This is a genomic window from Rhizobium sp. IY2 (assembly GCF_047532935.1).
Classification (GTDB): domain Bacteria; phylum Pseudomonadota; class Alphaproteobacteria; order Rhizobiales; family Rhizobiaceae; genus Rhizobium; species Rhizobium anhuiense.
Genome location: NZ_JBLKNU010000008.1, coordinates 150124 through 176080 on the forward strand (window position 1 = coordinate 150124; position 25957 = coordinate 176080).

The window sequence follows — 25957 nt, forward strand, 5'->3', positions numbered from 1 at the left end:
GAATGATCGATGAAACCGGCCCGCCTTATAATCCTAGCTGTCGCCGTGGTGGCGGCCGGCCTTGCCGGCCTCTTGGCGATGCAGATGGCAGGCCGTGGTGGTGTCGTCACCCAGGTCCAGTCGGTCATCGAGAAGGAGCCGACCGTCAACATCCTCGTCTCGAGCGCCAATCTGCCGGTCGGCGCAAGGCTGGATGAAAAGTCGATACACTGGATGGCCTGGCCGCAAGGCGGTGTCGTCCCGGGCCTCATCACCGAAGCCGACAAGCCGGATGCGATCAAGGATCTGCAGGGCGCCGTCGTGCGTCTTCCGATCTTCGAAGGCGAACCGATCCGGCCGGAAAAGGTTGCCGATTCCAACAGCCGCATCCTCTCCTCACTGTTGCCGGCCGGCAAGCGCGCCGTCGCGACCGAGATATCGGTGGCAACAGGCGCCGGCGGTTTCATCCTGCCGAACGACCGTGTCGACGTCATCATGGTCCGCAAGGGCGCTGAGGCCGACAAGCTCATCACCGAAACCGTGCTGAGCAATGTCCGCGTTCTCGCCATCGACCAGCAGATCCAGGAAAAGGACGACGGTTCGAAATCGGTGGTCGGCACCACCGCGACGCTCGAGCTCACGCCCGACCAGACGAAGGTTCTCGCCGTCGCCCAGCAGATGGCGGACCGGCTGTCGCTGGCGCTGCGCTCGGTCGCCGATGCGCAGGAGCAGGATACCAGTGCAGCCGACTATCTCCTGAGCGGCGACAACGGCAGTGCGATCATTCAGGTCATCAAATCAGGCGCCATCGTCACGGATGCCAGCGCAGCACCGAAGGCGGAGTAAAAGGACGTGCAAATGGGCAATTCAACGCGGCGCGGCGGACTTCTCCTGACAGGTTGCCTCTCGCTGGTAATCGGCGTCTCCGGTATAGTGCCGGCCTCGTTCGTTCCAGTTCTCGGGGCAGGCGAGGCGCGTGCCGATTCCGAAAGTCTGATCCGCATCTCGCAGACCGGCCCTGATGCCCATCGTCGGCTGAAGCTCGGGCTGAACAAGGCCGTCGTCGTCGATCTGCCGGAGGATGCGCACGATATCCTCGTATCCGATCCGACCATGGCCGATGCCGTGACCCGCACCTCGCGGCGAATCTACTTGTTCGGCAAGAAGGTCGGCCAAACCAATATCTTTGTCTTCGGCGCCGGCGGGCAGGAGATCGTCAATCTCGACATCGAGATCGAGCGCGACGTCTCCGGTCTCGAAGTCAATCTCCGCCGCTTCATTCCCGACTCCCGCATCAACGTCGAAATCGTCTCCGACAATATCGTGCTGACCGGCACCGTGCGCACGCCGCAGGATGCCACGCAGGCAGCTGATCTGGCGCAGGTCTTCCTGAAAGGCGGCGAGGCGACGACCAGAACCGAGACGGCATCCGGCACCGGCGGCGACAGCTCGGTGGCGCTCTTTGCCGAAGGCCGTCAGACCTCGCAGGTCGTCAATCTCTTGCAGATCGAGGGTGAGGATCAGGTCACCCTCAAGGTGACGATCGCCGAGGTTCGCCGCGAGGTGCTGAAGCAACTCGGCTTCGACAATCTGGTTTCCAGTTCTTCTGGAATGACCGTCGCCCAACTCGGCAGTCCGAGCGCCGACGTCGCGACATCGACGGTTGGAGGCGGCCTGGCGGCGCTCTTCAAGAGCTCGATCGGCAAATACGACATTTCGACCTACCTCAACGCGCTGGAGCAGGCCAAAGTCGTCAAGACGCTCGCCGAGCCGACGCTGACGGCGATATCGGGCCAGGCCGCGACCTTCAATTCCGGCGGCCAGCAGCTTTATTCGACGACCGACAGCGACGGCAACGTCACCGTCACGCCGTTCAACTACGGTATCAACCTGGCCTTCAAGCCGGTCGTGCTGTCCTCGGGACGAATCAGCCTGCAGATCAAGACCAATGTCTCCGAGCCGGTGGCCGGCAGCGGCAACGCCACCTATCAGCGCCGTTCGGCGGAGACTTCGGTGGAACTGCCGTCGGGCGGCTCGATCGCGCTGGCCGGCCTGATCCGCGACAATGTTTCACAGACGATGGGCGGCACGCCCGGCGTCTCGAAGATCCCGCTGCTCGGGACGCTCTTCCGCCAGAAGGGTTTCGAGCGTCAGGAAACCGAACTCGTCATCATCGCAACGCCCTATCTGGTGCGTCCGGTGGCGCGCAATCAGCTCAACCGGCCGGACGACAATTTCAGCCCTGAGAATGACGGTGCGACCTTCTTCCTCAACCGTGTCAACAAGGTCTATGGCCGCCGCGAGGCGCCCGTCGCCGACGCGCAGTTCCACGGCTCGATCGGGTTCATCTACAAATGAGCGGGGCACGATCGGCAGCAATGGCACAAAACAGAGATCAGGCGATGGCCCATATGAATTCGACGACACCCCGCCTCGGACTCTCGAAGGCGCTTCTGGCGGCAGCCGGCGTTTCGGTGGCGATCCTTTCCGGATGCGCCGGCCCCCATGACCAGCTGACAACAGGCGGCATCCCCGACGATTACCGCGCCCGTCACCCGATCATCGTGACGGAAGCGGAGCAGACGGTGGATATACCCGTCGCCTCGACCGATCGCCGCCTGACCATCGCGCAGCGCGACCTTATTCGCGGTTTTGCCGCAAACTACCGCATGCGCGCCTCGGGCCCGGTTTACGTGCTGTCGCCGCAAGGCTCGCCCAATTCGGCGGCGGCCTACCAGCTGCGCAACCAGGTCCGCGCCGAACTGGCCTCGAGGGGGATCGCAAGCTCGAAGATTGTCAACACCTCCTATGCCGCTGCCGGTTCAGGCGATGCGGCGCCGATCCGGCTGAGTTTTACCGGCACCACTGCGGTCACCACGCAATGCGGCCAGTGGCCGAAGGACATCTCGAGCGATCTGACCAACCAGAATTACTATAATTTCGGCTGCGCCTCGCAGAACAACCTTGCCGCCCAGATCGCCAATCCGGAGGATCTGGTGGCGCCCCGCGGCATGACCCCGATCGATGCGCAGCGGCGCAACAATGCCATCCAGGAATACCGGACGACGACGTCGACGATCGAAGATATCGCCGACAGCAACAGCGGCTTCTGAGGCGGAACGGGACGATGAGCGCGATCGAATACGAAATCAGGAATCCCAGCGAGCTTCGCATCGCCGATGAGGCGGTGCGCATGGCGGATCTGGAAAATATGCGGCCGCTGCCGCGTATCTCCGTCCACGCCTTCTGTGAGAGCGAGGCCCTGCAGCAGGTCATGGAACGCTGCGCCAATGATCGGCGCGTGGCGAAGGTCAGCATGCGCATCACCAGCGGCGGTATTGCCGCTGCCGCCAATATGTTTTCCGGCGCCCCGACCCCGAACCTCATCATCCTCGAGAGCAAGGCCAATGCCGCAAACCTGCTCGGCGAACTCGCGCCGCTCGCTGCCGTCTGCGATCCGACGACCAAAGTCGTCATTATCGGTTATTACAACGATATCGGGCTTTATCGCGAGCTGATCCGCAACGGCATTTCCGAATACATGGTCCAGCCCGTCGCCATGCCTGATATCCTGGCGGCGATGGCCTCGATCTTCGTCGATCCGGAAGCCGAGCCGCTCGGCCGCAGCATCGCCTTCATTGGTTCGAAGGGTGGCACCGGCGCTTCGACCATCGCGCATAATTGCGCTTTCGGCATTTCCAATCTCTTCTCCACCGAGACGATCCTCGCTGATCTCGATCTGCCCTATGGCACGGCCAACATCGACTTCGACCAGGATCCGGCGCAGGGCATCGCGGAAGCGGTCTTCGCGCCTGATCGTCTCGACGAGGTCTTCCTCGATCGCCTGCTGACGAAATGTTCCCAGCATCTTTCCCTGCTTGCTGCACCCTCGCTGCTCGACCGCGCCTACGATTTTGACGGCCAGGCCTTCCAGCCGGTGCTCGATGTCCTGCAGCGCAGTGCGCCCGTTACCGTGCTCGATGTGCCGCATGCATGGTCGGAATGGACGCGGTCGGTGCTGTCGAGCGTCGACGAGGTGGTCATCACAGCGGTTCCTGATCTCGCCAACCTGCGCAACGCCAAGAACATGCTGGATGCGCTGCGCAAGATGCGGCCGAACGACAAGCCGCCGCATCTCATCCTCAATCAGGTCGGCATGCCGAAACGTCCGGAGATTTCGCCGTCGGATTTCTGTGAACCGCTGGAGATCGATCCGATCGCGATCATCCCCTTCGACATCAATCTTTTCGGCAATGCCGCCAATAGCGGCCGGATGATCTCGGAAGTCGACCCGAAATCGCCGACGGCCGAAACCTTTTCGCAGATATCGCACATCGTCACCGGCCGTGTCGCGATCAAGAAGGCGAAGAAGGGCGGCCTGCTGGGCCTCCTGAAACGCAAGTAGACAAAGAGCAATTCCAGCAACAGCGGTTTTGCGTCCGGAATTGCGTGAAGACAAAAAGATAGAGCAGATTGGATCGAGCGGTATGTTTGGAAAACGCGGAAACGAAGGTTTCGGAAAGGCCGGAGGGGCGATTGCTCCCCCGCCGCCGGCTCCGGCCGCCGTCCCCGCGGCCTCTTCACCCTCCGTTCTGGTCGAACCGTCGCGCGAGCCCGCTCGCCAGCAGGTGACGCCGCCGCCGATGCAGACGCCGCAGCGCAAGCGCCCCGTCCGCACCGATGAATATTACGACACCAAGGCGCAGGTCTTTTCCGCGCTGATCGATACGATCGATCTCTCGCAGCTTTCCAAGCTCGACGGCGAAAGCGCGCGCGAGGAAATCCGCGACATCGTCAACGACATCATCACCATCAAGAATTTCGCGATGTCGATCTCCGAGCAGGAAGAGCTGCTCGAGGATATCTGCAACGACGTGCTCGGCTACGGCCCGCTGGAGCCGTTGCTGGCGCGCGACGATATCGCCGATATCATGGTCAACGGCGCCGGCCAGACCTTCATCGAAGTCGGCGGCAAGACGATCGAATCGGAAATCCGCTTCCGCGACAATGCGCAGCTTCTCTCCATCTGCCAGCGCATCGTCAGCCAGGTCGGCCGCCGCGTCGACGAATCGAGCCCGATCTGCGACGCACGCCTGCCTGACGGTTCGCGCGTCAACGTCATCGCGCCGCCGCTGTCGATCGACGGACCGGCGCTCACCATCCGCAAGTTCAAGAAGGACAAACTGACGCTCGATCAGCTCGTCCGTTTCGGCGCGATCACGCCGGAAGGCGCGACCGTGTTGCAGATCATCGGGCGCGTGCGCTGCAACGTCGTCATTTCGGGCGGCACCGGCTCGGGCAAGACGACGCTTCTGAACTGCCTCACCAATTATATCGACAGGGACGAGCGCGTCATCACATGCGAGGATACGGCTGAACTGCAGCTGCAGCAGCCGCATGTCGTCCGTCTCGAAACGCGCCCGCCAAATATCGAAGGCGAGGGCGAGATCACCATGCGCGATCTCGTCAAGAACTGCCTGCGCATGCGTCCCGAGCGTATCATCGTCGGCGAAGTGCGTGGACCTGAAGTTTTCGACCTCTTGCAGGCGATGAACACCGGTCACGACGGCTCGATGGGCACCATCCACGCCAATACGCCACGCGAATGCCTGAGCCGTATCGAATCGATGATCGCCATGGGCGGCTTCACCCTGCCGGCAAAGACGGTGCGCGAGATCATCTCCACCTCGGTCGACGTCGTCATCCAGGCGGCGCGCCTCCGCGACGGTTCGCGCCGCATCACCCAGATCACCGAGGTGATCGGCATGGAAGGCGACGTCATCATCACTCAGGACCTTATGCGCTACGAGATCGAAGGCGAGGATGCGGGCGGCCGCCTGATCGGCCGGCACATGTCGACCGGCGTCGGTAAGCCGCATTTCTGGGATCGCGCCCGCTACTTCAACGAGGAAAAGCGCCTTGCCGCCGCCCTCGACGCGATGGAAGCGAAAACGAAGGAATAGGCGAGATATGTTCGGGTTCGATCCAATAGTGCTGGCAATCGTCGTCCTCGCCGCCGTCTCCGCGGCGGCGGTCGCCTATACCCTGATGTTTTCCCGGATCGAGGCCGACAAGAAATCGGCAAGCCGTATCAACCGCGTCAAATCGGCCGAAAGCGACCGGGTCAAGGTCAAGGCTGCCCGCGATCGGGTACAGGAGCTGTCGAAGCGCCGCAAATCGGTGCAGGACAATCTGAAGGATCTGGAAAAGCGCCAGCACGAAAAGACCAAGAAAACCCTGTCGCTGAAATCCCGGCTGGTGCAGGCCGGCCTGTCGATCTCGGTGGCGAAATTCTATCTCTTCAGCGCCATCTTCGCCTGCGTGTTGCTGCTCGTGGCCCTGGTCGTCGGTGCTTCCTTGATGGTCATGGTCGGTATCGCCGTTGTCGCCGGTCTCGGCCTGCCGCGCTGGATCCTCGGTTTCCTGATCAAGCGCCGCCAGAACAAGTTTCTCAACGAGCTCCCCAATGCGCTTGACGTCATCACCCGCTCGATCAAATCGGGGCTGCCGCTCAACGATGCGATCCGTCTCATCGCAACCGAAGGCACAGAACCGGTCAAGAGCGAGTTCCTGCGGGTGATCGAGGCGCAGCAGGTGGGACTCAGCATCCCCGACGCCTGCGCCCGTATGACGACCCACATGCCGCTCCAGGAAGTCAACTTCTTCGCCATCGTCATCGCCATCCAGTCGCAGGCTGGCGGCAATCTGTCGGAAGCGATCGGCAACCTCTCCAAGGTGCTGCGTGAGCGCAGGAAGATGAAAGCCAAGGTCTCGGCGCTCTCGATGGAAGCCAAGGCGTCTGCCGTCATCATCGGCGCTCTGCCCTTCATCGTCGCGACTCTCGTCTACCTCACCTCGCCGAACTACATGATGATCCTTTTCACCGATCCGCGTGGCCATTTCATCATGGGCGTCTCTGCGATCTGGATGTCGATCGGTATCTTCGTCATGCGTAACATGGTCAATTTTGACATCTAGCCGGAAGGAAGCACCATGTCGCAGGATCTTGCCGCAACGCTGACCAATCCGAGCATGCTGATTGCGCTCTTCGTCGCGATCGCCGTCTTCGCCACCTTTTACACGATCGCCATTCCATTTTTCGAGCGCGGCGATCTCAACAAGCGCATGAAGGCCGTTTCGACCGAGCGCGAGCAGATCCGCGCCCGCGAACGCGCCCGCATGAACATGGAAACCGGCGCTGGCAAAGCCTCACTCAGGAGCCAGAACAACCGCTCGGTCCGCCAGATCGTCGAGCGTTTCAATCTGCGTAAGGCGCTCGTCGACGAGAATACGGTCAACAAGCTGCGCGCCGCCGGTCTCCGTTCGGAGAATGCGCTGAATACCTTCCTCGTGGCGCGTTTCCTGCTGCCCTTCCTCTTCTCGACGCTTGCCGCCGTCTGGGTCTTCGGCCTCGGCAATCTCGCCGGACGGGGCATGCCCATCCGCCTCTTTGCCGTCATCGGCATCGGTTATCTCGGTTTCTACGCGCCCAACATCTATATCTCGAACCGCATGGGCAAGCGCCAGCACTCGATCAAGCGCGCTTGGCCGGATGCGCTGGACCTGATGCTGATCTGCGTCGAATCCGGCATCTCGATCGAGGCCGCGATGCGGCGCGTGTCGGAAGAACTCGGCGAGCAGTCGCCGGCGCTCGCCGAGGAGATGGTGCTGACCACGGCCGAGCTCTCCTTCCTGCCGGATCGCCGCGTGGCGCTCGAAAATCTTGCCACCCGCACCCAGATCGAGCTGGTACGCTCGGTAACTCAGGCGCTGATCCAGGCCGATCGCTACGGCACGCCGGTCGCGCAGGCGCTGCGCGTTCTCGCCCAGGAAGGACGCGATGAGCGCATGAACGAAGCGGAAAAGAAGGCGGCCGCCCTGCCGCCGAAACTGACGGTGCCAATGATCCTGTTCTTCCTGCCGGTGCTGATCGCCGTCATTCTCGGTCCGGCTGGCATCCAGGTGGCAGACAAGTTCTGACGGTTGAGCTGGAAACAGGCTACCGCTTTCGGCAGAAGGCGATGTGCATCAAGGACTATTGGTCTGATCCGCAGTCAGCCAACGCGCGTGACCGGCGCCGGCATAGCTGGTAAACGGGATGAGAGACTATCGCAGGCGCGGATGCAACCGCAGGCCCCCTGGCGCTCATTCAATCCAAAGGGAGGTTCTCCGATGTCTTCTGCAGGCATTTTCATCAGCATCATGGCAGCCTTGGTGGTCGGTGCGATGAGCCCCGGCCCGAGCTTCGTCGTCGTTTCCAGGATTGCCATCTCGCGCTCACGGCTGGATGGTCTCGCGGCGGCACTCGGCATGGGCGCCGGCGGCGTCGTTTTTGCGGTCCTGGCGCTTGCCGGCCTGACGGCGCTGCTGTCGCAATTCGAATGGCTCTATGTCCTGCTGAAGGTCGCTGGCGGCGCCTATCTCGTCTATATCGCCGTCAATATCTGGAGGGGTGCCGGTCAGCCGCTCGAGATCTCCGATGCCGCCAACGGCAATCGCGCGCCCATGCGCAGCTTCGTGACCGCGCTGCTGACCCAGATCAGCAACCCGAAGACCATTATCGTCTATGCCAGCATCTTTGCCGCACTTCTGCCGAGGACGGTTCCGTTCAGTCTCATTGTGGCGCTGCCACTCGGTGTCTTCGCCGTGGAGGCGGGCTGGTATTCGATCGTCGCCCTTGCCTTTTCGGCACGCCACCCGCGGCGGCTCTATCTTGCCGCCAAGCACTGGATCGACCGCACGGCAGGTGCCGTCATGGCCGGCCTCGGCCTACGGCTCATTCTTGCGGGCGTGAGTGATCGGTAGGATGTCGCGCGATTGACTTCGGGTGCTCTCAAGCTTGGAGGAGATCCGGTCAGTTCGTATTGCTGTCGCCCGGCGTCTTGTCCTTGGCGGCGAGCTTCTGCCAGGAATTCTGCTGCGACAGCATCCCTCTGAGATAGGCGACGTTGGCATCGGCCTGCTGCGGCGAAAGTTCGCGCCGCGCGATCTGCTCGGCTTCCGGGAAGCGTCCCTGCAGGCCGACGACGAGGGCAAGGTTCTGCCGGACGCGGCTGTCGGCCGTGGGTTGGCCGGCGGCGGAGCGCAGGTAGGTTTCGGCCGTGCGCAGATCGCCGGTCAGCACGTAAGACATGCCGAGGTTGGACAGAATGGAAGGCTCGTTCGGCTGGATGTCGAGCGCGTCGCGGTAGCGCTGCCGGGCATCGCTTGCCCGGCCCATCTGATCGAGGATCGCGCCTTCGGCCGAGATCAGTCTCCAGTCCGGACGGTCCGGCGTCTGGGCGCGGCCGATCGTGTCGAGTGCCTGCTGGAACTGACCGGCCGCTGCCTGTGCCTTGCCATAGGCGGCCAGCACGGTACGGTCGCCCGGGTTGGCGATCGCCACCTGCTGCATGACGGCGAGCGCCTGCGTGTCGCGGCCGTTCATCCGCAGCAGATTGGCATAGCTGACGCCGGTGATGGGATCGCGCGGATTTTTTTCATAGGCCTGGCCGAGCCGGTCCGTCGCCGAGCGCAGTTCTGTCGCGTCCATCTCTTCAACCGGCTTGGTGAGCTTCGGCACCGAGCCTGTGGTCATCCGGTCCTTGGTCGTCGAACAGCCGGCAAGGGCAAGGACGAGCAGCGATGCCGCCGCACCCTGCAGGATACGATTCGTGAATGTGGTGGCGAGTGAGGCAGGCATGACGCGTTCCTGATTCCGAAATCGGCGCCTGACCTCGAAGCGGAACAGGGAAAGGTTTGACGCAATCTTCGCTCCAGCAATAGTCTGTTAACCCTAACAGACCGTTAAGGAACGATTCCTTACGACCGCCGAAGGACAATCATGGCCCCCTATCAGTTCATCGAAAGACCGACCCCATTCAACACGAAGGGCGGTTCGACGCTGCCGATCTTTGCCGTCACGCCTGCCCATATCGAAACCGGCACGATCGATCCGATCGCGCTCGATTGGGCGCGCAGGGCGGGCTATAAGGCCGAAAGCGGGTCGCTGCTGTTGATCCCGACGGCCGAAGGCCATCTCGGCGGCGCGCTTTACGGTCTCGGCACCAATCCCTCCGAGCAGCCTTACATCACCGGCAGGCTCGCCCGCACGCTGCCGGCCGGCGACTGGCACATCGAAACCGCGCCGCTGACGGCCAATCGCCTCGCTCTCGGCTTCGGGCTCGGCAGCTACCGTTTCGATCGTTACAAATCCGAAAAATCACCAGCGGCGACGCTGATGATCCCCCGCGATGCCGATGGCGCCGACATCAAGCGCCAGCTTGCCGGCGTCTTTCTCGCCCGCGACCTCATCAATACGCCGACGAACGACATGGGGCCGAACCAGCTCGAGGCCGTTTTCCGTGGCCTGGCCGCACATTACAAGGCGGAGGTATCGGTAATATCGGGCGACGACCTGCTCACGCAGAACTTTCCGCTGGTCCATACCGTCGGCCGCGCCAGTGCCGACGCGCCGCGCCTTCTCGAGCTGCGCTGGGGCAAGAAGGGTCATCGCAAGGTGACGCTGGTCGGCAAAGGCGTCTGCTTCGATACCGGCGGTCTCGACATCAAGCCTGCGGCCTCCATGCTCTTGATGAAGAAGGATATGGGCGGCGCGGCGAATGTCATGGGGCTTGCCCTGATGATCATGGACGCCAAGCTGAAGGTCGACCTGCGCGTCATCGTGCCCGTCGTCGAAAATGCCATCTCGTCCAATGCCTTCCGCCCCGGCGACATCTACCGGAGCCGCAAGGGTCTGACCGTCCAGATCGACAATACCGACGCCGAAGGCCGTCTGATCCTTGCCGATGCGCTGGCCTATGCCGATGAGGAAGAGCCCGAACTGCTGATCGACATGGCGACGCTGACAGGTGCAGCCCGCGTTGCGTTGGGCCCGGATCTCCCGCCGTTCTTCACCGATGACGCCAATCTGGCGCATGACCTGACCGAAGCGAGCCTGGAAACCGATGATCCGATCTGGCGACTGCCGCTCTATTCCGGCTACGAAAAGGATATCCGCGCCAAGTTCGCCGACCTCACCAATGCCCCGGCCGGTGGCATGGCGGGGGCAATTACCGCGGCCCTTTTCCTCAAGCGTTTCGTCAGCAAGACGAAGAGCTGGGCGCATTTCGACATTTACGGCTGGGCCCAGTCCGAACGGCCGCATTCGCCGGGCGGTGGCGAGGCACAGGCGATCCGCGCACTCTTTCACCATATTCGTCAGAGCCTGCGCTGAGGCCATACGCAAAAGGCGCTGAGGCGTCGCGTGTTCACGCGCTGCGCCTCGCCGCCGATCATTAAAATTTTATTCACCTTGCCGGACAGCAGTTCCCGGCCGCCCTTGCATGTGTATGGCAACTGCCGGAAAATGGAACGTTAGCGTAACGATCTTCCGGAGGGGCCGTGCCGATCGAACTGACCGCCTCGCAGGCGCTGGGGCTCTGGCATGGCGTGGCGCTCGATCAGGTCCGCCACGACGACCGCGATTTGACGTTGCGCCAAATGGCGATCCTGCTGCATATTTATCTGGTGCCGCCGCCGCACACGGTGCGTGGGCTTGCCGCCACGCTTGAGGTCACCAAGCCGGTTATCACCCGCGCCTTGGATACGATGGGCGAGATGGGTCTGGTCGATCGCGTGCGCGACGATGCCGACCGGCGCAACGTGATCATCAAGCGCACCGTCGGCGGCGCGCTTTATTTGGAAAAGCTCGGCGATCTCGTGCGGGATCAGGGCCGCCGGCTGCCGCTCTGAAAGGAATGCCAATGACGATGCTCGACCGCCGCCTGCATGCCTACCGGCCGGATCTCGCGGAAGCGGGGCTCGAAGGCAAGGTAGAGGCTTTGCGCTTCGTGGAAGGTGCGGCGGCGCGCGTCGCCGTTCCGGTGGCGGCATTGCGGCCCGCACCGGATCTTACGCGCGGCATCGATACCGAGCTGCTCCTCGGCGAAGAGGTGACGGTTTTCGATCGCGCCGACGGCTGGTGCTGGGTCAAAGCCGCCTCGGACGGCTATGTCGGTTATATCGAGGCAGACGCGCTCGTGGAAGGCAGGCCGGCGCCGACCCATATCGTCACCGTGCAGCGCAGCTTCCTCTATCCGGAACCGGAACTGCGCAAGCCCCACCAGGCCATCCTGTCGATGGGAAGCCGCGTCCATGTTGCCGGCGAGGCGGAAGCGCGCGGCAATCGCTATGTCGTGCTCGAGAACGGGACGGCGATCTTCGCCAAGCATGTCCAGCCGATCGGCGCGCTCGACGGCGCCGATTATGTCGGCATCGCAGCCCGTTTCCTGGAAACGCCCTATCTCTGGGGCGGACGGTCCGGCCTCGGCATCGATTGCTCCGGTCTCGTCCAGCTGGCGATGCTGATGACAGGCAGAGCCGCACCGCGCGATACCGACATGCAGGCGGCGGGCCTCGGCGAGCCGATCGACCGCTCCGACATCCGCCGCGGCGACCTGGTATTCTGGAAGGGCCATGTCGCCGTCTTCGAGGATCCGGAAACCATCCTCCACGCCAACGGCCATAGCATGACGGTGGCGCGCGAGAATTTCGAGGCTGCCGTCGAACGCATCGGCTGGCTCTACGAACAGCCGACCGGCTATCGCCGGCCGATCAGCTGATCAGATATCCGGCGGCTGCGGCCAGGATCTCACCCCGCCCGTCCAATCCTCGAAGGCTTTCGACAGTCTCAGCACCAGCATGTCGTCGAAGCGCGGCCCGACGATCTGCAGGCCGATCGGCATGCCCGAGCGAGAGAAACCACAATTGATCGAGGCGGCCGGCTGCTCCGACATGTTCCACGGCACTGTGAAAGCAATATGCTCGAAGGGCAGGGCCGGATCATTGGTCGGCGATGCCCATTCGGCCGGATAGGAGATAATCGGATTGGTCGGCGAAAGCAGGGCGTCGATCTCGGTGAACAGCCGTCCGCAGCTCTTGCGCATTTCGATCGTCTGGTTGAAACCCTTGACCGCATCGACGCCGCGGATGTCGGCGCCGCCCTTCGCCCAATCCCTGATATAGGGCAGGATGCTGTCGCGGCGTTCTTCGTCGAGATCGGCGATATCGCCCCAAAGCCGGGACCGCCAGAAATTGTCGAGCCCATCCAGCATCGTGCGTGTCAGCACCGGCTGGACTGATACAATGGTCGCGCCGGCCTTCTCGAAGCATCTCGCCGCCGCTTCGACCGAGACCCTGATCTCGTCCTCCACCGCAAGCCCGCAGCCGGCATCGAGCATCAACCCGATCGTCATGCCCGACATGTAGATGTCGAGATCCATCCAGTTGAAATCGTTCGGCGGCAGGCTGGTGCCGTCGCGCCAGTCCGGCCGCGACAGCGTTGCCATCGAAAAGGCCGCATCCTCGACCGTGCGCGCCATCGGCCCGACGCAGCGCCCGACATAATAGGGATCGGCCGGAATGCGCCCATGGCTCGGCTTGAAGCCGAAGATGCCGGTCCAGCCGGCGGGAAGGCGCACTGAGCCGCCGATATCGGTGCCGATATGCAGCGGCCCGTAGCCGGCCGCTGCGGCCGCTGCGGCCCCGGCGCTCGATCCGCCGGGATTCTGTGTAGTGTCCCAGGGATTGCGGCTGAGAGGATGAAAGCTCGAAAGCCCGGAGGACAGCATGCCGTAATCCGGGCAGGTGGTCTTGGCGAAGATCACTGCGCCATCTTCCCGCAGCCGGGCGGCGGCCGGCGCATCGGCGTCAGCCGGGATCAGTTCCATCGCCTTCGTTCCGAGCGGCACCGGTTGGCCCTTGGTGGCGATCAGCTCTTTCAGCGTCACCGGGATGCCGTCGAGGGCGCCAAGCGTTTCGCCCTTCGACCAGCGCTCGGTCGAAGCTTTCGCCTGCGCGCGCGCCGATTCCGGATCGTAGAGGTAGAGTGCCGAAATCGAAGGCTCCCAGGCGGCGATATGGTCTTCCAGGGCGAGCCAATAATCGAGGGGAGAGAGGCTCTTATCGGCGAAGCGCTGCCTGAGTTCGCGGATGGTAAGGTCGGTTTCGGTCATGGCATGGTCTTTCGGGCTTTTCGTCTTGGGAGGACATCAGCGGCTCGCCTCGCGCGGGTCGAGCAAATCACGCAAACCGTCGCCGAGCATGTTGAAGCCGAAGACGGTGAGCGCGATGGCAAGACCGGGCAGGATCGCCAGCCAGGGGGCGAGCGCCAGATAGGTTTGTGCATCGGCAAGCATACGGCCCCAGGTCGGCGCCGGCGGCGCCATGCCGAGACCGAGGAAGCTGAGACCCGCTTCGGTCAGGATCGCCAGCCCCAGCTGGATGGCGCCATGGACGATGATCTGGCTCATGATATTCGGCAGCACATGGCGCAGCGAAATGGTCAGGCGCGTATTGCCGATCGCGCGCGCCGCCGTCACATAGTCGCGGCTCCAGGCCTGTAGCGAGGTCGCAAGCGTCACCCGGGCAAAGACCGGGATCATGAAGACGGCGATCGCGGTGATTGCGGTGAACCGTCCCGGCCCGAGAAAGGCGCCGAGCACCATGGCCGACAGGATCGGCGGCAGGGCAAAGATGACGTCGCAGATCCGCATCAGCAGCGCTTCGAACGGACCGCGGATCGCCGCCGCCGAAACGCCGGCGATCGAACCCAGCGTCCCGCCGATCATAACCGCGGTAATGGCGATCGACAGTGAATTCCAGCAGCCTGCCATCAGCATCGACAGCACGTCGCGGCCGAACTGGTCGGTGCCGAGCAGGCCGAAGGCAAGCGGCGGCTGCAGTTTGTGGATGATCTGCATTTTCGCCGGCGGCAGCGGCGTCCACACAAGCGACAACAGCGCCACGGCAACCAGCAGGCCGATGATGACAGCCCCTGAAATCAGGTTCATTCGCCGGCTAAGTCTAAAGGTCCGGCCGCGGCTGGTGATGGCGGTGGATACGATCGGTGCCATCGTCAGGCCGCCTTTCTCATCCTGGGATCAATCGCCAGATAGGAGAGATCGACGACGAAATTCATCACGATGACGAGGCCTGCGAAGAACAGCACGACATCCTGCATGACGATGATGTCGCGCTGGGAAAGCGCCTGCAGGGCGAGCCGACCAAGGCCGGGCAGGTTGAAGACGTTTTCCACCAGCACCGCGCCGGCAACGAGAAAGGTGAATTGCAGCCCGATCATGGTGAGGATCGGAATCAGCGCGTTCGGCACGATATGACGCCACAGCACCGCACGACGAGAGAGCCCTTTCGCGACGGCGGTGCGGGCAAAATCCTCATGCATGGTGTCGAGCACAGCTGAGCGCGCCACCCGCGTCAGCACGCCCGCCTGCGGCATCGCCAGCGCGACGGCAGGCATAACGAGCGCCTGCAATGCCTGTAGGATACCGGCGCTCCAGCCGGGGAAGCCGCCGGCCGGCATCAGCCCGAGCATCGTCGAAAACAGGATGATCAGGAGCAGCGCCACCCAGAAGGCGGGCACGGCGATGCTGATCTGCGAAAACAATGTTGCGATCATATCGAAGAGACCGCCGCGGCGCGAAGCGGCCAGCACGCCGAGCGGCAAGGCAATCGCCACCGAAAGCGCGATCGCCATCAGCGCCAGCGGCAGCGTCACCGTTAGCCGCTCGAGAATCAAACCCGCGACCGGCACGCCATAGGTTAGGGAATTGCCGAGATTGCCGGAGATCACGCCGGTCAGCCACTGCCCGTAACGCAGCAGCAGCGGTTGGTCGAGCCCGAGATCGTGGCGCAGTGCCGCAAGCGTTTCAGGCGTTGCCGAGGTGCCAAGCATAATCGAGGCGGGATCGCCGGGCAGAAGGTCCATGACGGCGAAGATCAGCAGCGAGACGACGACGAGCGTGACGAGGAGACCGGCGAAGCGGCGGGCGAGGAGGGTGATCATATCGGATCGAGCACCGCGGCAGTCGAACGCGGCACGCCCCCTCCGCCCTCACGCGGAGCCCCCGACGCGCCGGCGGCGAGTTTGGCGAGAACGCCAACTCCACTCGTCATCCCAGGCCTTGAGCCTGGGATCCATGCCACTGCTGTTGATGGATGTGGTGTGGATGCTCGGGTCAAGCCCGAGCAAGACGGAGTTTGGAGTTGGCGGGAGGAGCCAATCAGGGCGCAGATCCCCGTGTCAGAAATGCCATCCACCAGCGAAACCAGACAATCCCGGCCCAGATTGACCTCACTTGGCGAGGGAGGGAGAGAGCTGCGCGCCATATCGACCAAATGTATGTCGGATCTCTCCAAGGCCTTCACCTCATCACATCCCGCCCCTAACCTACCGCTCTCACTCGTCCCAGGACACGCCCGAGAGTACGTTGGAGGGGATCGGCTCGTTCTCCCACAGCCCTTTCAGCTTTTTGTCCCAGACGCCGAGTTTCGGCATGACGAAGAGATAGAGCGCCGGCACGTCCTCGGCGAGGATCTTCTGCGCCTCGCCGTAGATCGCATTCTGCGCGGCGGGATCGGTCGTCTCCTGCACCTTCTTCATCAGCGCGTTGAAGGCAGGGTTCTTATAATTGAAATAATAGGGATCGCGGGCATAGATGTCGATGTCGAGCGGTTCGGCATGGGCGACGATCGTCATGTCGAAGTTGCGGTCCTTCATGATGTCCTGGACCCATTTCGCCGGAAATTCCGTCGGTTCGATATTCATCGTCACGCCGATCTCGGCAAACATCGCCTGCATCACCTGGGCGCTGCGCGGCGCATAGGCCATCTGCGGCGATTTGATCGTGAAGGTGAAACCGTTGGGATAGCCGGCTTCGGCGAGCAGCGCCTTCGCTTTCTCGACGTCATAGGGCAGCACATTGGTCATGTCCTGATAGCCCGGATCGTTCGGCGTGTAGTGGCTGCCGATCGGCGTGCCGAGGCCGGACCATGCGCCGTCGATCACCGTCTTGCGGTCGATCGCCATCATCAGCGCCTGGCGCACGCGTTTGTCGTCGAACGGCTTCTTGGCATTGTTCATGCCGGTAACGACCTTCAGCTCAGTATTGCCGATCCTGGTAACGAGCCTCGCATCGCCGTCGAAGGAGCTCATCAGCTCGGGCGCGGCAAATTCCGGAAAGGCGTCGAGATCGCCGGATTTCAGCGCAGCCGCCTGCGCCTGCGGATCGGCGATGAAGCGGAAGGTCACCTTGTCGAGCTTGGCGGTCGCATCCTTGTTCCAGTAATCGGTATTCCTGGCGAGTTCGACCTTGTCGCCCTTCGCCCAGCTTGCGAATTTGAAGGGACCGGTGCCGATCGGCGTCGTCTTGTCGTCGGCCGCCGTCTTCGGGGCGACCATTACCGAGGCCGGCCAGCCGAGCCAGTAGATCAGGCTGCCGGTCGGCGCCGAGAGATGCAGCACCAGCGTTTCGGCATCGGGCGTATCGATCGAGGCGATCGAAGCGAAGAAGCGCTTTTGCGGATTGACCGAATCCGCGCCGCGGGCGCGGTCGAGCGAAAACTTGGCGCTCGCGGCATCGAAGGCCTCGCCGTCATGGAATTTGACGCCGGTCTGCAGCTTGAACGTATAGGTCAGGCCATCGGCAGAAATCTCCCAGCTTTTCGCCAGCTGCGGCTGGACCTTGCCGGCTTGGTCGATCGTCACCAGCCCCTCGAATACGTTCTGCCAGGTTACCTGACCGATTGCGACAGGTGCCGCGATCGTCGGATCGAGGCCGGTCGGCTCGACGCTCATGCCGAGATTGAGGGTGGTCTTCGCCGCTTCCGCTGGCGTCATCGCCGTCATCACGAGGCCGGCCGAAAGCGCAGCACCGAGGGAAAGCCGCCTGATGAAACGCGAAGGCGCAAACGAAAGCTTGATCATCATGTCCCCTGTCTGGCCATGCTCGGTGGCGAAGGCCTTTTGCGAATAAAGTGGCATTATGCCAGTGCACACACAATGACGATTTTGTGTGCTCAGTGTAGCCGAAAAAGCTACACCTGAAATTCGCGGGCAATGCAAGCTTGGAGCGTCAGTCTTTCGTCTCGCCTCGGCGGTTCGTGCGCTCCCGCATGAACCTTTCGATGAAGTCGAGCAGTTTCGTCGCGGCAAAGGACAGCTGCCGGTCCGGCGCGACACAGAGATCGACATGGGTGCGGATGCCGGTTTTGCCGGCAAGCGGAATGGCGAGAAGCTGACCCGCTTCGATCTCGCGACGGACGGTGAGCGCCGGCAGCAGCGTCGCCGCAGCCCCGCTGAGCACGAGTTCCTTCAGCATTTCGAGCGAGCTGGTGACGAAGACGGGATCGAGGCTCAACCCCTCCTTCTCGAACAAAGTATCGAAGGCCTGGCGGAAACCAAAAGATTGGTCGGGCAACGCCAGCGCATGATCGGCGAGCTCCCGCACCGCGATCTCGGTATGCGCGGCGGCCGGATGCTGCGGCGTGACGATGAGATCATAGGCGATCTCGGAGCGCAGCCGCACCTTGGTGCCGGACATGGGAGGTGCAAACAACGTCACCGCAATATCCGCCTCGGCGCTGTTGACGGCATCGACGGCCTGCCGCGCACTGGTGATCGTCACGGTAAAACGCAGCTTCGGATATTTCAGGCTGAATTCGGCAAGCGCCGGCGCCAGCAGATTGGCGACGGTGGCGCCATTGGCATAGATGCTGACACGGCCGCGCTGCAGGCCCTTCAGGTCTTCGATCAGCTGCTGCACGTGATCGAGTTCGCGCAGCGTCCGGCCGGCGCGGGCGGCAAGCAGCTCGCCGGCTGCCGTCAGCTTGACGCCGCGGGCGCTGCGCTCGACGAGCGGCGCGCCGAAGTGATATTCGAGGTTCTCGATCTGCCGGCTGATCGCCGTCGGCGCGACATTGAGGTTCTCGGCCGCCTGGCGCATGGAATTGGTCCTGACCAGCTCGTCGAAATACATCAGCGCCCGGATCTGCATTCACGTCTCTCCGCCATTCGGCATATTCGGTCTGCCGGTTCGGACCCTATTCAATCAATGACCATTCGGATAGCGGTCACACCAAGCCTTTTGCGCGCCTTCGACCGGCAGTGCGGTCGCCGCGTAGACGCCACGGGCGATCGCCCGCGCCATGACGATGGTGGCGAGATGGCAAAGCTCCATCAGGCTCGCCATGTCGTCTCTTCGATGCCTGGCCGTCGATGCGGCAAAGACGGTGTCGCCGTCGAGCGGCAGGTGCGCCGGCAGCAGTGCCCGGGCAAACCCGTCATGGCCGGCAAGCGAAAGCCGGTGCGCCTCGGCCTTGGTCAGCTGCGCGTCGGTCACGACAGCGCCGATCGTCGTCGCGGTCGTGTTCATGCCCTTGAGCCGCATCCGGTGGTCGGCCACCGCAGGAATGCCGAGCCCGCCGAATTCGCCGTCCTTTTCGAAAGGTGCGGCCCAGAAATGTGGACCGTCGCCGATCGTTGCCGAGCCGAGCGCGTTGACCGCGACAACAGCTGCAACGCGGTGTCCGGCGCTGCTGACGGCGCTGGCCGAGCCGAGCCCACCTTTGAAGGTGGCGGTCGTCGCCCCTGTGCCGGCCCCTGTCGTGCCGAGCGCGAAGGCGCCTTTGGCCGCTGCCTTCAATGCCGCATAGCCCATGTCGCGATAGGGCGAGTGGAGCCCCCAATCCTTGTCGCCGCCGTTCAGCAGATCCATCAGGATTGCCTGCGGCACGATCGGTATGCGCACCGACCCGACGGCAAATCCGCGGCCGAGTTCGCGCAGGCCCGCCTGGACGCCGCCGGCCGCATCCAGCCCGAAGGCGGAACCGCCGGAGAGCACGAAGGCATCCACGGCATTGACGGTCATCGACGGATCGAGCAGGCCGGTGTCGCGCCCGCCAGGCGCCCCGCCGAGCACGGTACCGGAGGCGACGGCCGGTTCGTCGAAGACGATGACGGTGACGCCGGAACCGAGCGCAAGGTCGGTCGCGTGGCCGACGGAAACGCCTTCGATGTCGGTGATGAGGTTGAGAAGATCGGGCAAGGGCGGATCCTTATGCAGAAAGGCCGCCGATAGGACTGCAATTGCCCTCAAAAAACAAGACCGGCCCCATTTGGCGGGACCGGTCGGACATCGGGAAAAGCCGTGAATGTCAATCGTGGCCTCATGCCCTCAGGCATGAAGCGGCTTCGGATGACGGCGGGTCATCAGGTCATGAATGGCCAGCCGCACCTCGTCGGGCGAGCCGAAACGCTGCTCGTCGAGGTCGTGGACATGAAATTTCACGGCGATGAACTTCAGCCGGTCTTCATCGGGAATGACGATCCCGACGGGAACGCCTGCATATTCGATAACTTGCTTCTTCATGGATAGAACTCCTGCCGCGCGACATGCGCAGCCATGGCGAATTGACTTGTCTGGTACCGTTGAAAGGAGGACGAACGTCACATTCGACAGCTCGGGCGGGAGAGGGCGCCCGGACGGTCATTGCCAAGCACAAATCGCCCAGGCAGATCGGCGAGAATATCGATGTCTATCATGTCTCGTTCCTTGCGTTGGCGTTGCACTTGAGTGGTCCCGGAAGAGCCCGGGGCCGGTGATGGCTGTCTTCAATAATCCACTAACTTGGTAGAGATTACCCGATAGCCTGTCAGAAACATATTCCGAAACGTGTCAAAATATCGACGATCCGAAAAAATTCATTCCGTCGTAACCCGAACTTACAGAAAGAAACATATCAGCTCTTCGTAAAATTCGCATGACAGAATCAGAGTTTGATCGATCACCGCGGCAGACATAGGAAGCCTTGCCGTATCAGGCAATGGCCCATTTCATTAAAAATCGAAACGCCTCGAAATGACCGATTTGGTTAACGCCGGAAGCGCTGTGTCACCAGCCCTCGGCGAGCACCTTCTCCAGCATGTCGGCGAAGAAATCCGCGCTTTCGATGGCGAGGCAGAGCGGCGGTTTGATCTTCAGCACATTCTGGTGATCGCCGGTCGGCTGCATGATGACGCCGAGTTCGAGAAGCCGGTCGCAGATGGCAGCGGTCTCTTCCATCGCCGGCTCCAGCGTCGTTCTGTCGCGGACGAATTCGAGGCCGAGATAGAGCCCCATGCCGTGCACGGCGCCCGCGATCGGATGGCGGTCGATCAGCGCGGCGAGCCGCGCCTTCAGATGATCGCCGACCGTCCTGGCGTTTTCCTGCAGCTCTTCCTCGGCCATGATGTCGAGCACCGTCATGCCGGCGACGCAGCTGACGGGGCTGCCGCCGGTGGAGGAAAAGAACGCGCCTTCTTTCTCCAGCGATTGGGCGATCTCCCGCGTGGTAATGACGGCGCCGAGCGGATGGCCGTTGCCCATGCCCTTGGCGATGGTGATGATGTCGGGCACGACCCCTTGCTGCTCGAAGCCCCAGAAATAATGCCCCAGCCTGGAATAACCGACCTGCACCTCGTCGGCGATGCAGACGCCGCCGCGGGCGCGTACCTGCGCATAGATGTCCCTGAGATAACCGTCCGGCAGCGGAATGCCGCCGGCATTGCCGTAGACCGATTCGCAGATGAAGCCCGCAAGCCCGTCGCCGCTGGCGTCGATCGCCTCCAGCACCGGGGTTACGGCGCTGAGATAGTGCGCTGCCGTATCGGCACCGCGGAATGCGCCGCGATAGATATTCGGCGACACCACAGCATGCACCCAGTCCGGCCGAGTGGTGAGAGCCTGCGGGTTGTCGGCGATCGAGGTGGAGACGGCATCGCTCGCTGCCGACCAGCCATGATAGGCTTCGAGCAGGCACAGCATATTGCGCGCGCCGCTATGGGCTTGCGCCAGCCGAAGCGCCAGATCGTTCGCCTCCGAACCGCTGTTGACCAGGAAGACCGCGTCGAGTCCATCCGGCGAAAGGGCGGCGAGGCGTTCGGAAAATTCCGTGATCGCGGCATAGTGAAAGCGGGAATTGGTGTTGAGCCGCAGCCATTGCGCGCTGATCGCCGCCGCGAACTTGGGATGGCCATGGCCGAGAATGGTGACGTTGTTGACCATGTCGAGATAGGCGCGGCCCTCGACATCGAACAAGTGTTCCCGCCAGCCGCGCTCGATCTGCGGCGGTGCCGCGTAATAATTCTTCTGCGGCCTTGCGAGATGCGCCTGCCGCCTGGCGCGCAGTCCTGCAGTATCAGGTTTCGGCGCATCCGCTCCGGGGCTGAGAAGGAGTGACGGCGAAGGGCAGAGCACCGACCAGGCCGCCGCCTCGCGCGGTGTGGCAAAGAGCGGCGGTTCGAGACCGGCGACACTGCAAAACTGGACACGCAGCCCGCCGAGCGACGAAGCCTCTCCGAAAACCGTGCCGAGCGGATCACCGCCGGCAACCTCGGCGCCATCCTCGACCGAGAGGTCAAGCCCATCGAGATGCAAGGTGATGCTGTCGCCGGCGAGCGTCAGATGCTGGTCCTTCCAGCCGATCCGGCCGGCAAAGGGGGCCGCAACCGCGCTGCCTGCAGCAAGGCAGATATCGATATGCAGCGCGCAGGTCGCTTGTTCCTTCGCATTTCCCAGGCTCGCGCGGGAAAGCCGATATTCGCCGTAGCGCGTTGCCGCCGTGCCGTTTTCGGTCGCGGCGCGGGCAAGCAGCCGCCAGTCCATGTCGGCATTCAACCAGTTGCCGGCGGAAAAATGCGGGCTGCGCACCCCAAGATCGACATAGGCGATCTCGGCGGGATCGATGTCGGGCAGCAACGGCAGCCATCCCGATGCTTCCGGGGCGGCGACGTCGAGGCCGGCCGCTTTGAGGATTGCCGCTTCCATGAGTTCGAAGGGAACGGACATCGCCGCATCGAAGATCGCCCACTCGTGCGCGAGATTGCCGCGGACATAGTCATTATCGGGATCGACCGAAATCTGCTGCTCGCCGCTGGCGACGAGAATGACGGCGCGTGCGACGACTAATGGCCAGAGCGCCTTCAGCTCCTCCTCGGTCAGCGGATAGATCGCCTGATAGGCGGTGACGGCGGGCAGGACATGAAAAGGGTCGCCATCCGTCTGATGCAGCAGCGAAGCGCAGGTGACGGCGAGGTCGCCGACCAGCCAGCCGCGGATGATGTCGCCGAAATCGATCACCCCGTCAGGGACTATGTGACCACGGGTATTGCGGTGACCGACGACATTGTCGCCGGTGACGTCGTGATGCACGGCCTGCAGCCGGAGCGATGGCGCCAACGGCTGGATGCGACGAATGGCCATTACCATGGTCTTGGCGATCCGGTCGCGCGCCGCACTGTCGGTGATCGCAGACAGCAGCTGCACCGCGACCGGTCCGGCGCGCCGGAGATCCCATTGCAGGCTGCGGTCGAGACCGGGATGGTTGAAATCGGCAAGCGCCTGGGCCAGCCTCGCGCAGAGCGCACCAAGTGCTGCGACCGAAGCCGGCGCCAGATAGGTCAGCTCCGTCAGCCCCTGGCCTTCCAGATATTCGAGCAGCCGCACCTGGTAGCCCTGCCCGCGCACGGTCAGGACGACGATCTCCCGCCCGTCATTCGTGGAGATCACGTTCGGAACGCGCGGCGCATCTTGCCTGCTTTTGAGATGATGGATCGCCGCGTTCTGCGCTTCGAGCTCGCGGGTCTCGTAGGCAGCATGGCAGATCTTCAGGACGTAGCGACCGCGATCGCTATCGACGCGGTAATTCCGATCCTGCTGGCTGCCGAGTTCGGTCAGCGTGCCGGACAGGCTGTAATGGGCAAGAAGGATCTCTTCCGCATCCGCAACGGTAACGTCGGGACGCGGCAGCGCCATGCGGTCAACCAGCACCTCGTCGGTCATGACACCCCCTCCCGCAGCATGATTCGATTACCTCACGCGATAATCAAATACTTGCTGCTGGCAGGCAACGGGAGATTGTCGTTTGCCAGCAGAAGAGATGTAGCTCTTTGCCCGCGCTCAACCCATGCGTTCGGAGGCGTAGCTTCCGGGGCTTGCCGGGAAGACCACGGTGCGGTTGCCGTTGATGAAGGTGCGGTGATGGATATGGGCGTGGATGGCGCGCGCCAGCACCTGACTTTCGACGTCGCGGCCGATCGAGACATAATCGTCGGGCGACTGCGCATGGGTGATGCGCGCCGTGTCCTGCTCGATGATCGGGCCTTCGTCGAGATCGGCGGTGACGTAATGCGCCGTCGCCCCGATCAGCTTGACGCCGCGGCCATAGGCCTGCTTGTAGGGATTGGCGCCCTTGAAGCTCGGCAGGAAGGAATGATGGATGTTGATGATCCGGCCGGACATCTTCTGGCACATCTCGTCCGACAGGATCTGCATGTAGCGGGCGAGCACGATCAGTTCGGTGCCGGTCTGCTCGGCCACCTCCATGATCCGGGCCTCGGCCTGCACCTTGTTGGCCTTGGTGACCGGGATATGGTGGAAGGGGATGTCGTGGTTGACCACGACCTTCTGGTAGTCGAAATGGTTGGAGACGACGCCGACGATGTCGATCGGCAGCGCGCCGATCTTCCAGCGGTAGAGCAGGTCGTTGAGACAATGGCCGAAGCGCGACACCATCAGCAGCACCTTCATGCGCTTCTCGCTGTCGTGAAACTCGTAATCCATCTCGAAGGGCGCGGCGACGGCTGTAAAACCGGCGTCGATATCGGCACCCGAAAGCCCTTCTTCCGAAATGAAGCTGACGCGCATGAAGAACTTGCCGGTATCGAGATCGTCGAACTGCGAGCTGTCGATGATGTTGCAGCCCTTCTCCGCCAGATAGCTCGAAATCGCCGCAACGATGCCGCGCGTCGATTTGCAGGATACCGTCAATACATAGTTTCTCATGTCTCTCCCTCTTCCTTCTTCAAGGCCGCAGCCGTGCTTAGATCAAAGCCTGTGCCGCGAATAGGCCGGCGCGCTTTCATTCCTGCGACAAATTGCAAGAGAAACCATCACGCTTCTGCAAGTTCTCTCATTGCCAAGTCTGAAGCTTAGGAGAAGTTGCGCAAAAAACTGTACCGTCAGCGCCGCTTGGATGCGTATTCTCGCCTTCGGTACGGAAACAGCGCTAAAGCGCGGCAAACGAATCTGACAGAATCGATGCGCGTTAGGCCGGCGGGCGGCTCGCCACGGCCGCTTTCCGGCGCGGCGTGGTGATTTCATGGATGATCGCGCCGCCGATCGACGAGAGCACCAATGAGAGGATCACGAAGAGCACCGGCTGCTGCAGGATGCCGATCGGCAGGCGATCTGCTGCCACCCTCAAGAAGGCGAGCGTGAAGGCGTGGGTGATATAGATGCTGTAGGAGCAGTCGCCGAGATAGTTCAGCCATCCCAGGACCGGCAGCCTGGAAAAATCGATGGAGACGGCGCCGTAAATGATGAAGATCGCCGGGATTCCCCAGGCATAGAACCGGCTTTCCGGCTGCATCAGCGCCTCGTTGATGAAGAGAAACGCAAAGCCCATGGCGAGTGCCGCCCAAGCCCAGCGGTTCGGCAGAAGCATCTTCTGCCCATAGAGCCAGGCGAGCACGACACCGGCGAGAAATTCCAGGATGATCGGCTCGCCGTAGAACCGGGTCACCGTCGATTCCGGCAGCAGCCGGCAGGCCACCAGAATGACGGTAAAGACGGCAAACATCGCCGGGATGCGGCGGACTTCCGAAAGCGGCAGCAGCAGCGCGAACACGAAATAGAAGAACATCTCGTAATTCAGCGTCCAGCCCGGAACGACGACTGGAGTGATCGTGCTGGGATCGGCGGGATTGCTCCATGGCAGGAAGAACAGTGAGGCGACGAGGTGCGGCAGGTCGAACACCGTCGATTTCAGCAATGACGGGGCCACCAGCGCCACCGCGGCCGAAAACAATGTCGCCAGCCAGTAGAGCGGCACGATCCTTCTGATGCGCCGGCGGGCGAAATCGATCGGGCTCATTGCGCGACCGCTCGTCGTCAGCCACATCACGAAACCACTTAAAACGAAGAAGATATCGACGCCGGTTTCGCCATAGATGAAGGCGGTGGCGTCGACGGCCGGATTGACCTTGGCGAGCTGCAATATCGCATGGAAATAGACCACCATCAGCGCCGCGATGGCGCGCAGATATTGAAGCTGGACAAGCATCGAGCGTCTTGCTCCCTAGCATGATGCCGAAAAGTGTGGG

General features: G+C 62.6%; 22 protein-coding genes. 11 read left to right on the forward strand and 11 right to left on the reverse strand.

Annotated elements, in window-relative coordinates; genetic code table 11:
- Positions 1 to 9: 9 nt before the first annotated feature.
- The 8 genes from cpaB to ACMUVN_RS23055 all read left to right on the forward strand — a co-directional run bounded on the left by cpaB (position 10) and on the right by ACMUVN_RS23055 (position 8784).
- Positions 10 to 825, forward strand: coding sequence for a Flp pilus assembly protein CpaB (cpaB, locus tag ACMUVN_RS23020; RefSeq protein WP_047617469.1), 816 nt, complete (start codon positions 10 to 12; stop codon positions 823 to 825).
- Positions 826 to 837: 12 nt separating this feature from the next.
- Positions 838 to 2337 (forward strand): type II and III secretion system protein family protein, encoded by a 1500-nt coding sequence (locus ACMUVN_RS23025; protein WP_028757051.1) that lies wholly within the window; start codon positions 838 to 840, stop codon positions 2335 to 2337.
- Positions 2334 to 3092 (forward strand): CpaD family pilus assembly protein, encoded by a 759-nt coding sequence (locus ACMUVN_RS23030; protein ID WP_028757052.1) that lies wholly within the window; start codon positions 2334 to 2336, stop codon positions 3090 to 3092. The genes ACMUVN_RS23025 and ACMUVN_RS23030 overlap by 4 nt, the downstream gene beginning before the upstream one ends.
- 14 nt (positions 3093 to 3106) lie before the next feature.
- Positions 3107 to 4384 (forward strand): AAA family ATPase, encoded by a 1278-nt coding sequence (locus ACMUVN_RS23035; protein ID WP_097544457.1) that lies wholly within the window; start codon positions 3107 to 3109, stop codon positions 4382 to 4384.
- A gap of 82 nt (positions 4385 to 4466) precedes the next feature.
- Positions 4467 to 5942 (forward strand): CpaF family protein, encoded by a 1476-nt coding sequence (locus ACMUVN_RS23040; protein WP_028756124.1) that lies wholly within the window; start codon positions 4467 to 4469, stop codon positions 5940 to 5942.
- 7 nt (positions 5943 to 5949) lie between these two features.
- Positions 5950 to 6957: a type II secretion system F family protein gene (locus ACMUVN_RS23045; protein ID WP_047617475.1), complete on the forward strand. Its 1008-nt coding sequence runs from the start codon at positions 5950 to 5952 to the stop codon at positions 6955 to 6957.
- A gap of 15 nt (positions 6958 to 6972) precedes the next feature.
- Positions 6973 to 7959 (forward strand): type II secretion system F family protein, encoded by a 987-nt coding sequence (locus ACMUVN_RS23050; protein WP_047617477.1) that lies wholly within the window; start codon positions 6973 to 6975, stop codon positions 7957 to 7959.
- A gap of 192 nt (positions 7960 to 8151) precedes the next feature.
- Positions 8152 to 8784, forward strand: coding sequence for a LysE family translocator (locus ACMUVN_RS23055; RefSeq protein WP_168332499.1), 633 nt, complete (start codon positions 8152 to 8154; stop codon positions 8782 to 8784).
- Positions 8785 to 8833: 49 nt separating this feature from the next.
- Here ACMUVN_RS23055 and ACMUVN_RS23060 read toward each other — a convergent pair whose 3' ends face one another.
- Complete coding sequence (locus ACMUVN_RS23060) at positions 8834 to 9661, reverse strand: tetratricopeptide repeat protein (RefSeq protein WP_047617481.1); 828 nt, start codon at positions 9659 to 9661, stop codon at positions 8834 to 8836.
- 141 nt (positions 9662 to 9802) lie between these two features.
- On the opposite strand from ACMUVN_RS23060, the gene ACMUVN_RS23065 reads away from it, so the two are divergent.
- The 3 genes from ACMUVN_RS23065 (at position 9803) to ACMUVN_RS23075 (ending at position 12581) form a co-directional block, all read left to right on the forward strand.
- Complete coding sequence (locus ACMUVN_RS23065) at positions 9803 to 11194, forward strand: leucyl aminopeptidase family protein (protein WP_063473509.1); 1392 nt, start codon at positions 9803 to 9805, stop codon at positions 11192 to 11194.
- Between the two features lie 167 nt (positions 11195 to 11361).
- The gene (locus ACMUVN_RS23070) at positions 11362 to 11712 is read left to right on the forward strand and encodes a MarR family transcriptional regulator (RefSeq protein ID WP_047617485.1); all 351 of its coding nucleotides are present in this window, start codon (positions 11362 to 11364) and stop codon (positions 11710 to 11712) included.
- 11 nt (positions 11713 to 11723) lie between these two features.
- Positions 11724 to 12581, forward strand: coding sequence for an NlpC/P60 family protein (locus tag ACMUVN_RS23075; RefSeq protein ID WP_168332498.1), 858 nt, complete (start codon positions 11724 to 11726; stop codon positions 12579 to 12581).
- Here the strand turns inward: ACMUVN_RS23075 and ACMUVN_RS23080 are convergent, their stop codons facing one another.
- The 10 genes from ACMUVN_RS23080 to ACMUVN_RS23125 form a co-directional block, all read right to left on the reverse strand.
- On the reverse strand, positions 12582 to 13973 hold the full coding sequence (locus ACMUVN_RS23080; protein ID WP_168332497.1) for an amidase: 1392 nt from the start codon (positions 13971 to 13973) through the stop codon (positions 12582 to 12584). It lies immediately after the preceding gene.
- Positions 13974 to 14009: 36 nt separating this feature from the next.
- Entirely contained in the window at positions 14010 to 14873 is an 864-nt protein-coding gene (locus ACMUVN_RS23085) for an ABC transporter permease (RefSeq protein ID WP_097544455.1), read from the reverse strand.
- 2 nt (positions 14874 to 14875) lie between these two features.
- The gene (locus ACMUVN_RS23090; protein ID WP_168332496.1) at positions 14876 to 15823 is read right to left on the reverse strand and encodes an ABC transporter permease; all 948 of its coding nucleotides are present in this window, start codon (positions 15821 to 15823) and stop codon (positions 14876 to 14878) included.
- Between the two features lie 393 nt (positions 15824 to 16216).
- Entirely contained in the window at positions 16217 to 17743 is a 1527-nt protein-coding gene (locus ACMUVN_RS23095; RefSeq protein ID WP_206114573.1) for an ABC transporter substrate-binding protein, read from the reverse strand.
- A 148-nt stretch (positions 17744 to 17891) separates the two neighbouring features.
- Positions 17892 to 18812, reverse strand: a complete 921-nt coding sequence (locus ACMUVN_RS23100) for a LysR substrate-binding domain-containing protein (protein ID WP_047617496.1) — start codon at positions 18810 to 18812, stop codon at positions 17892 to 17894.
- 54 nt (positions 18813 to 18866) lie between these two features.
- On the reverse strand, positions 18867 to 19862 hold the full coding sequence (locus ACMUVN_RS23105) for a P1 family peptidase (protein ID WP_168332494.1): 996 nt from the start codon (positions 19860 to 19862) through the stop codon (positions 18867 to 18869).
- Positions 19863 to 19991: 129 nt separating this feature from the next.
- Complete coding sequence (locus ACMUVN_RS23110) at positions 19992 to 20186, reverse strand: hypothetical protein (protein WP_003544544.1); 195 nt, start codon at positions 20184 to 20186, stop codon at positions 19992 to 19994.
- A gap of 522 nt (positions 20187 to 20708) precedes the next feature.
- On the reverse strand, positions 20709 to 23636 hold the full coding sequence (locus ACMUVN_RS23115) for an aminotransferase (RefSeq protein ID WP_168332493.1): 2928 nt from the start codon (positions 23634 to 23636) through the stop codon (positions 20709 to 20711).
- A 117-nt stretch (positions 23637 to 23753) separates the two neighbouring features.
- Positions 23754 to 24638: a formyltetrahydrofolate deformylase gene (gene purU, locus ACMUVN_RS23120; RefSeq protein ID WP_028757901.1), complete on the reverse strand. Its 885-nt coding sequence runs from the start codon at positions 24636 to 24638 to the stop codon at positions 23754 to 23756.
- Between the two features lie 262 nt (positions 24639 to 24900).
- Positions 24901 to 25917, reverse strand: a complete 1017-nt coding sequence (locus ACMUVN_RS23125) for an acyltransferase family protein (protein WP_028757900.1) — start codon at positions 25915 to 25917, stop codon at positions 24901 to 24903.
- Between the last annotated feature and the right edge of the window lie 40 nt (positions 25918 to 25957).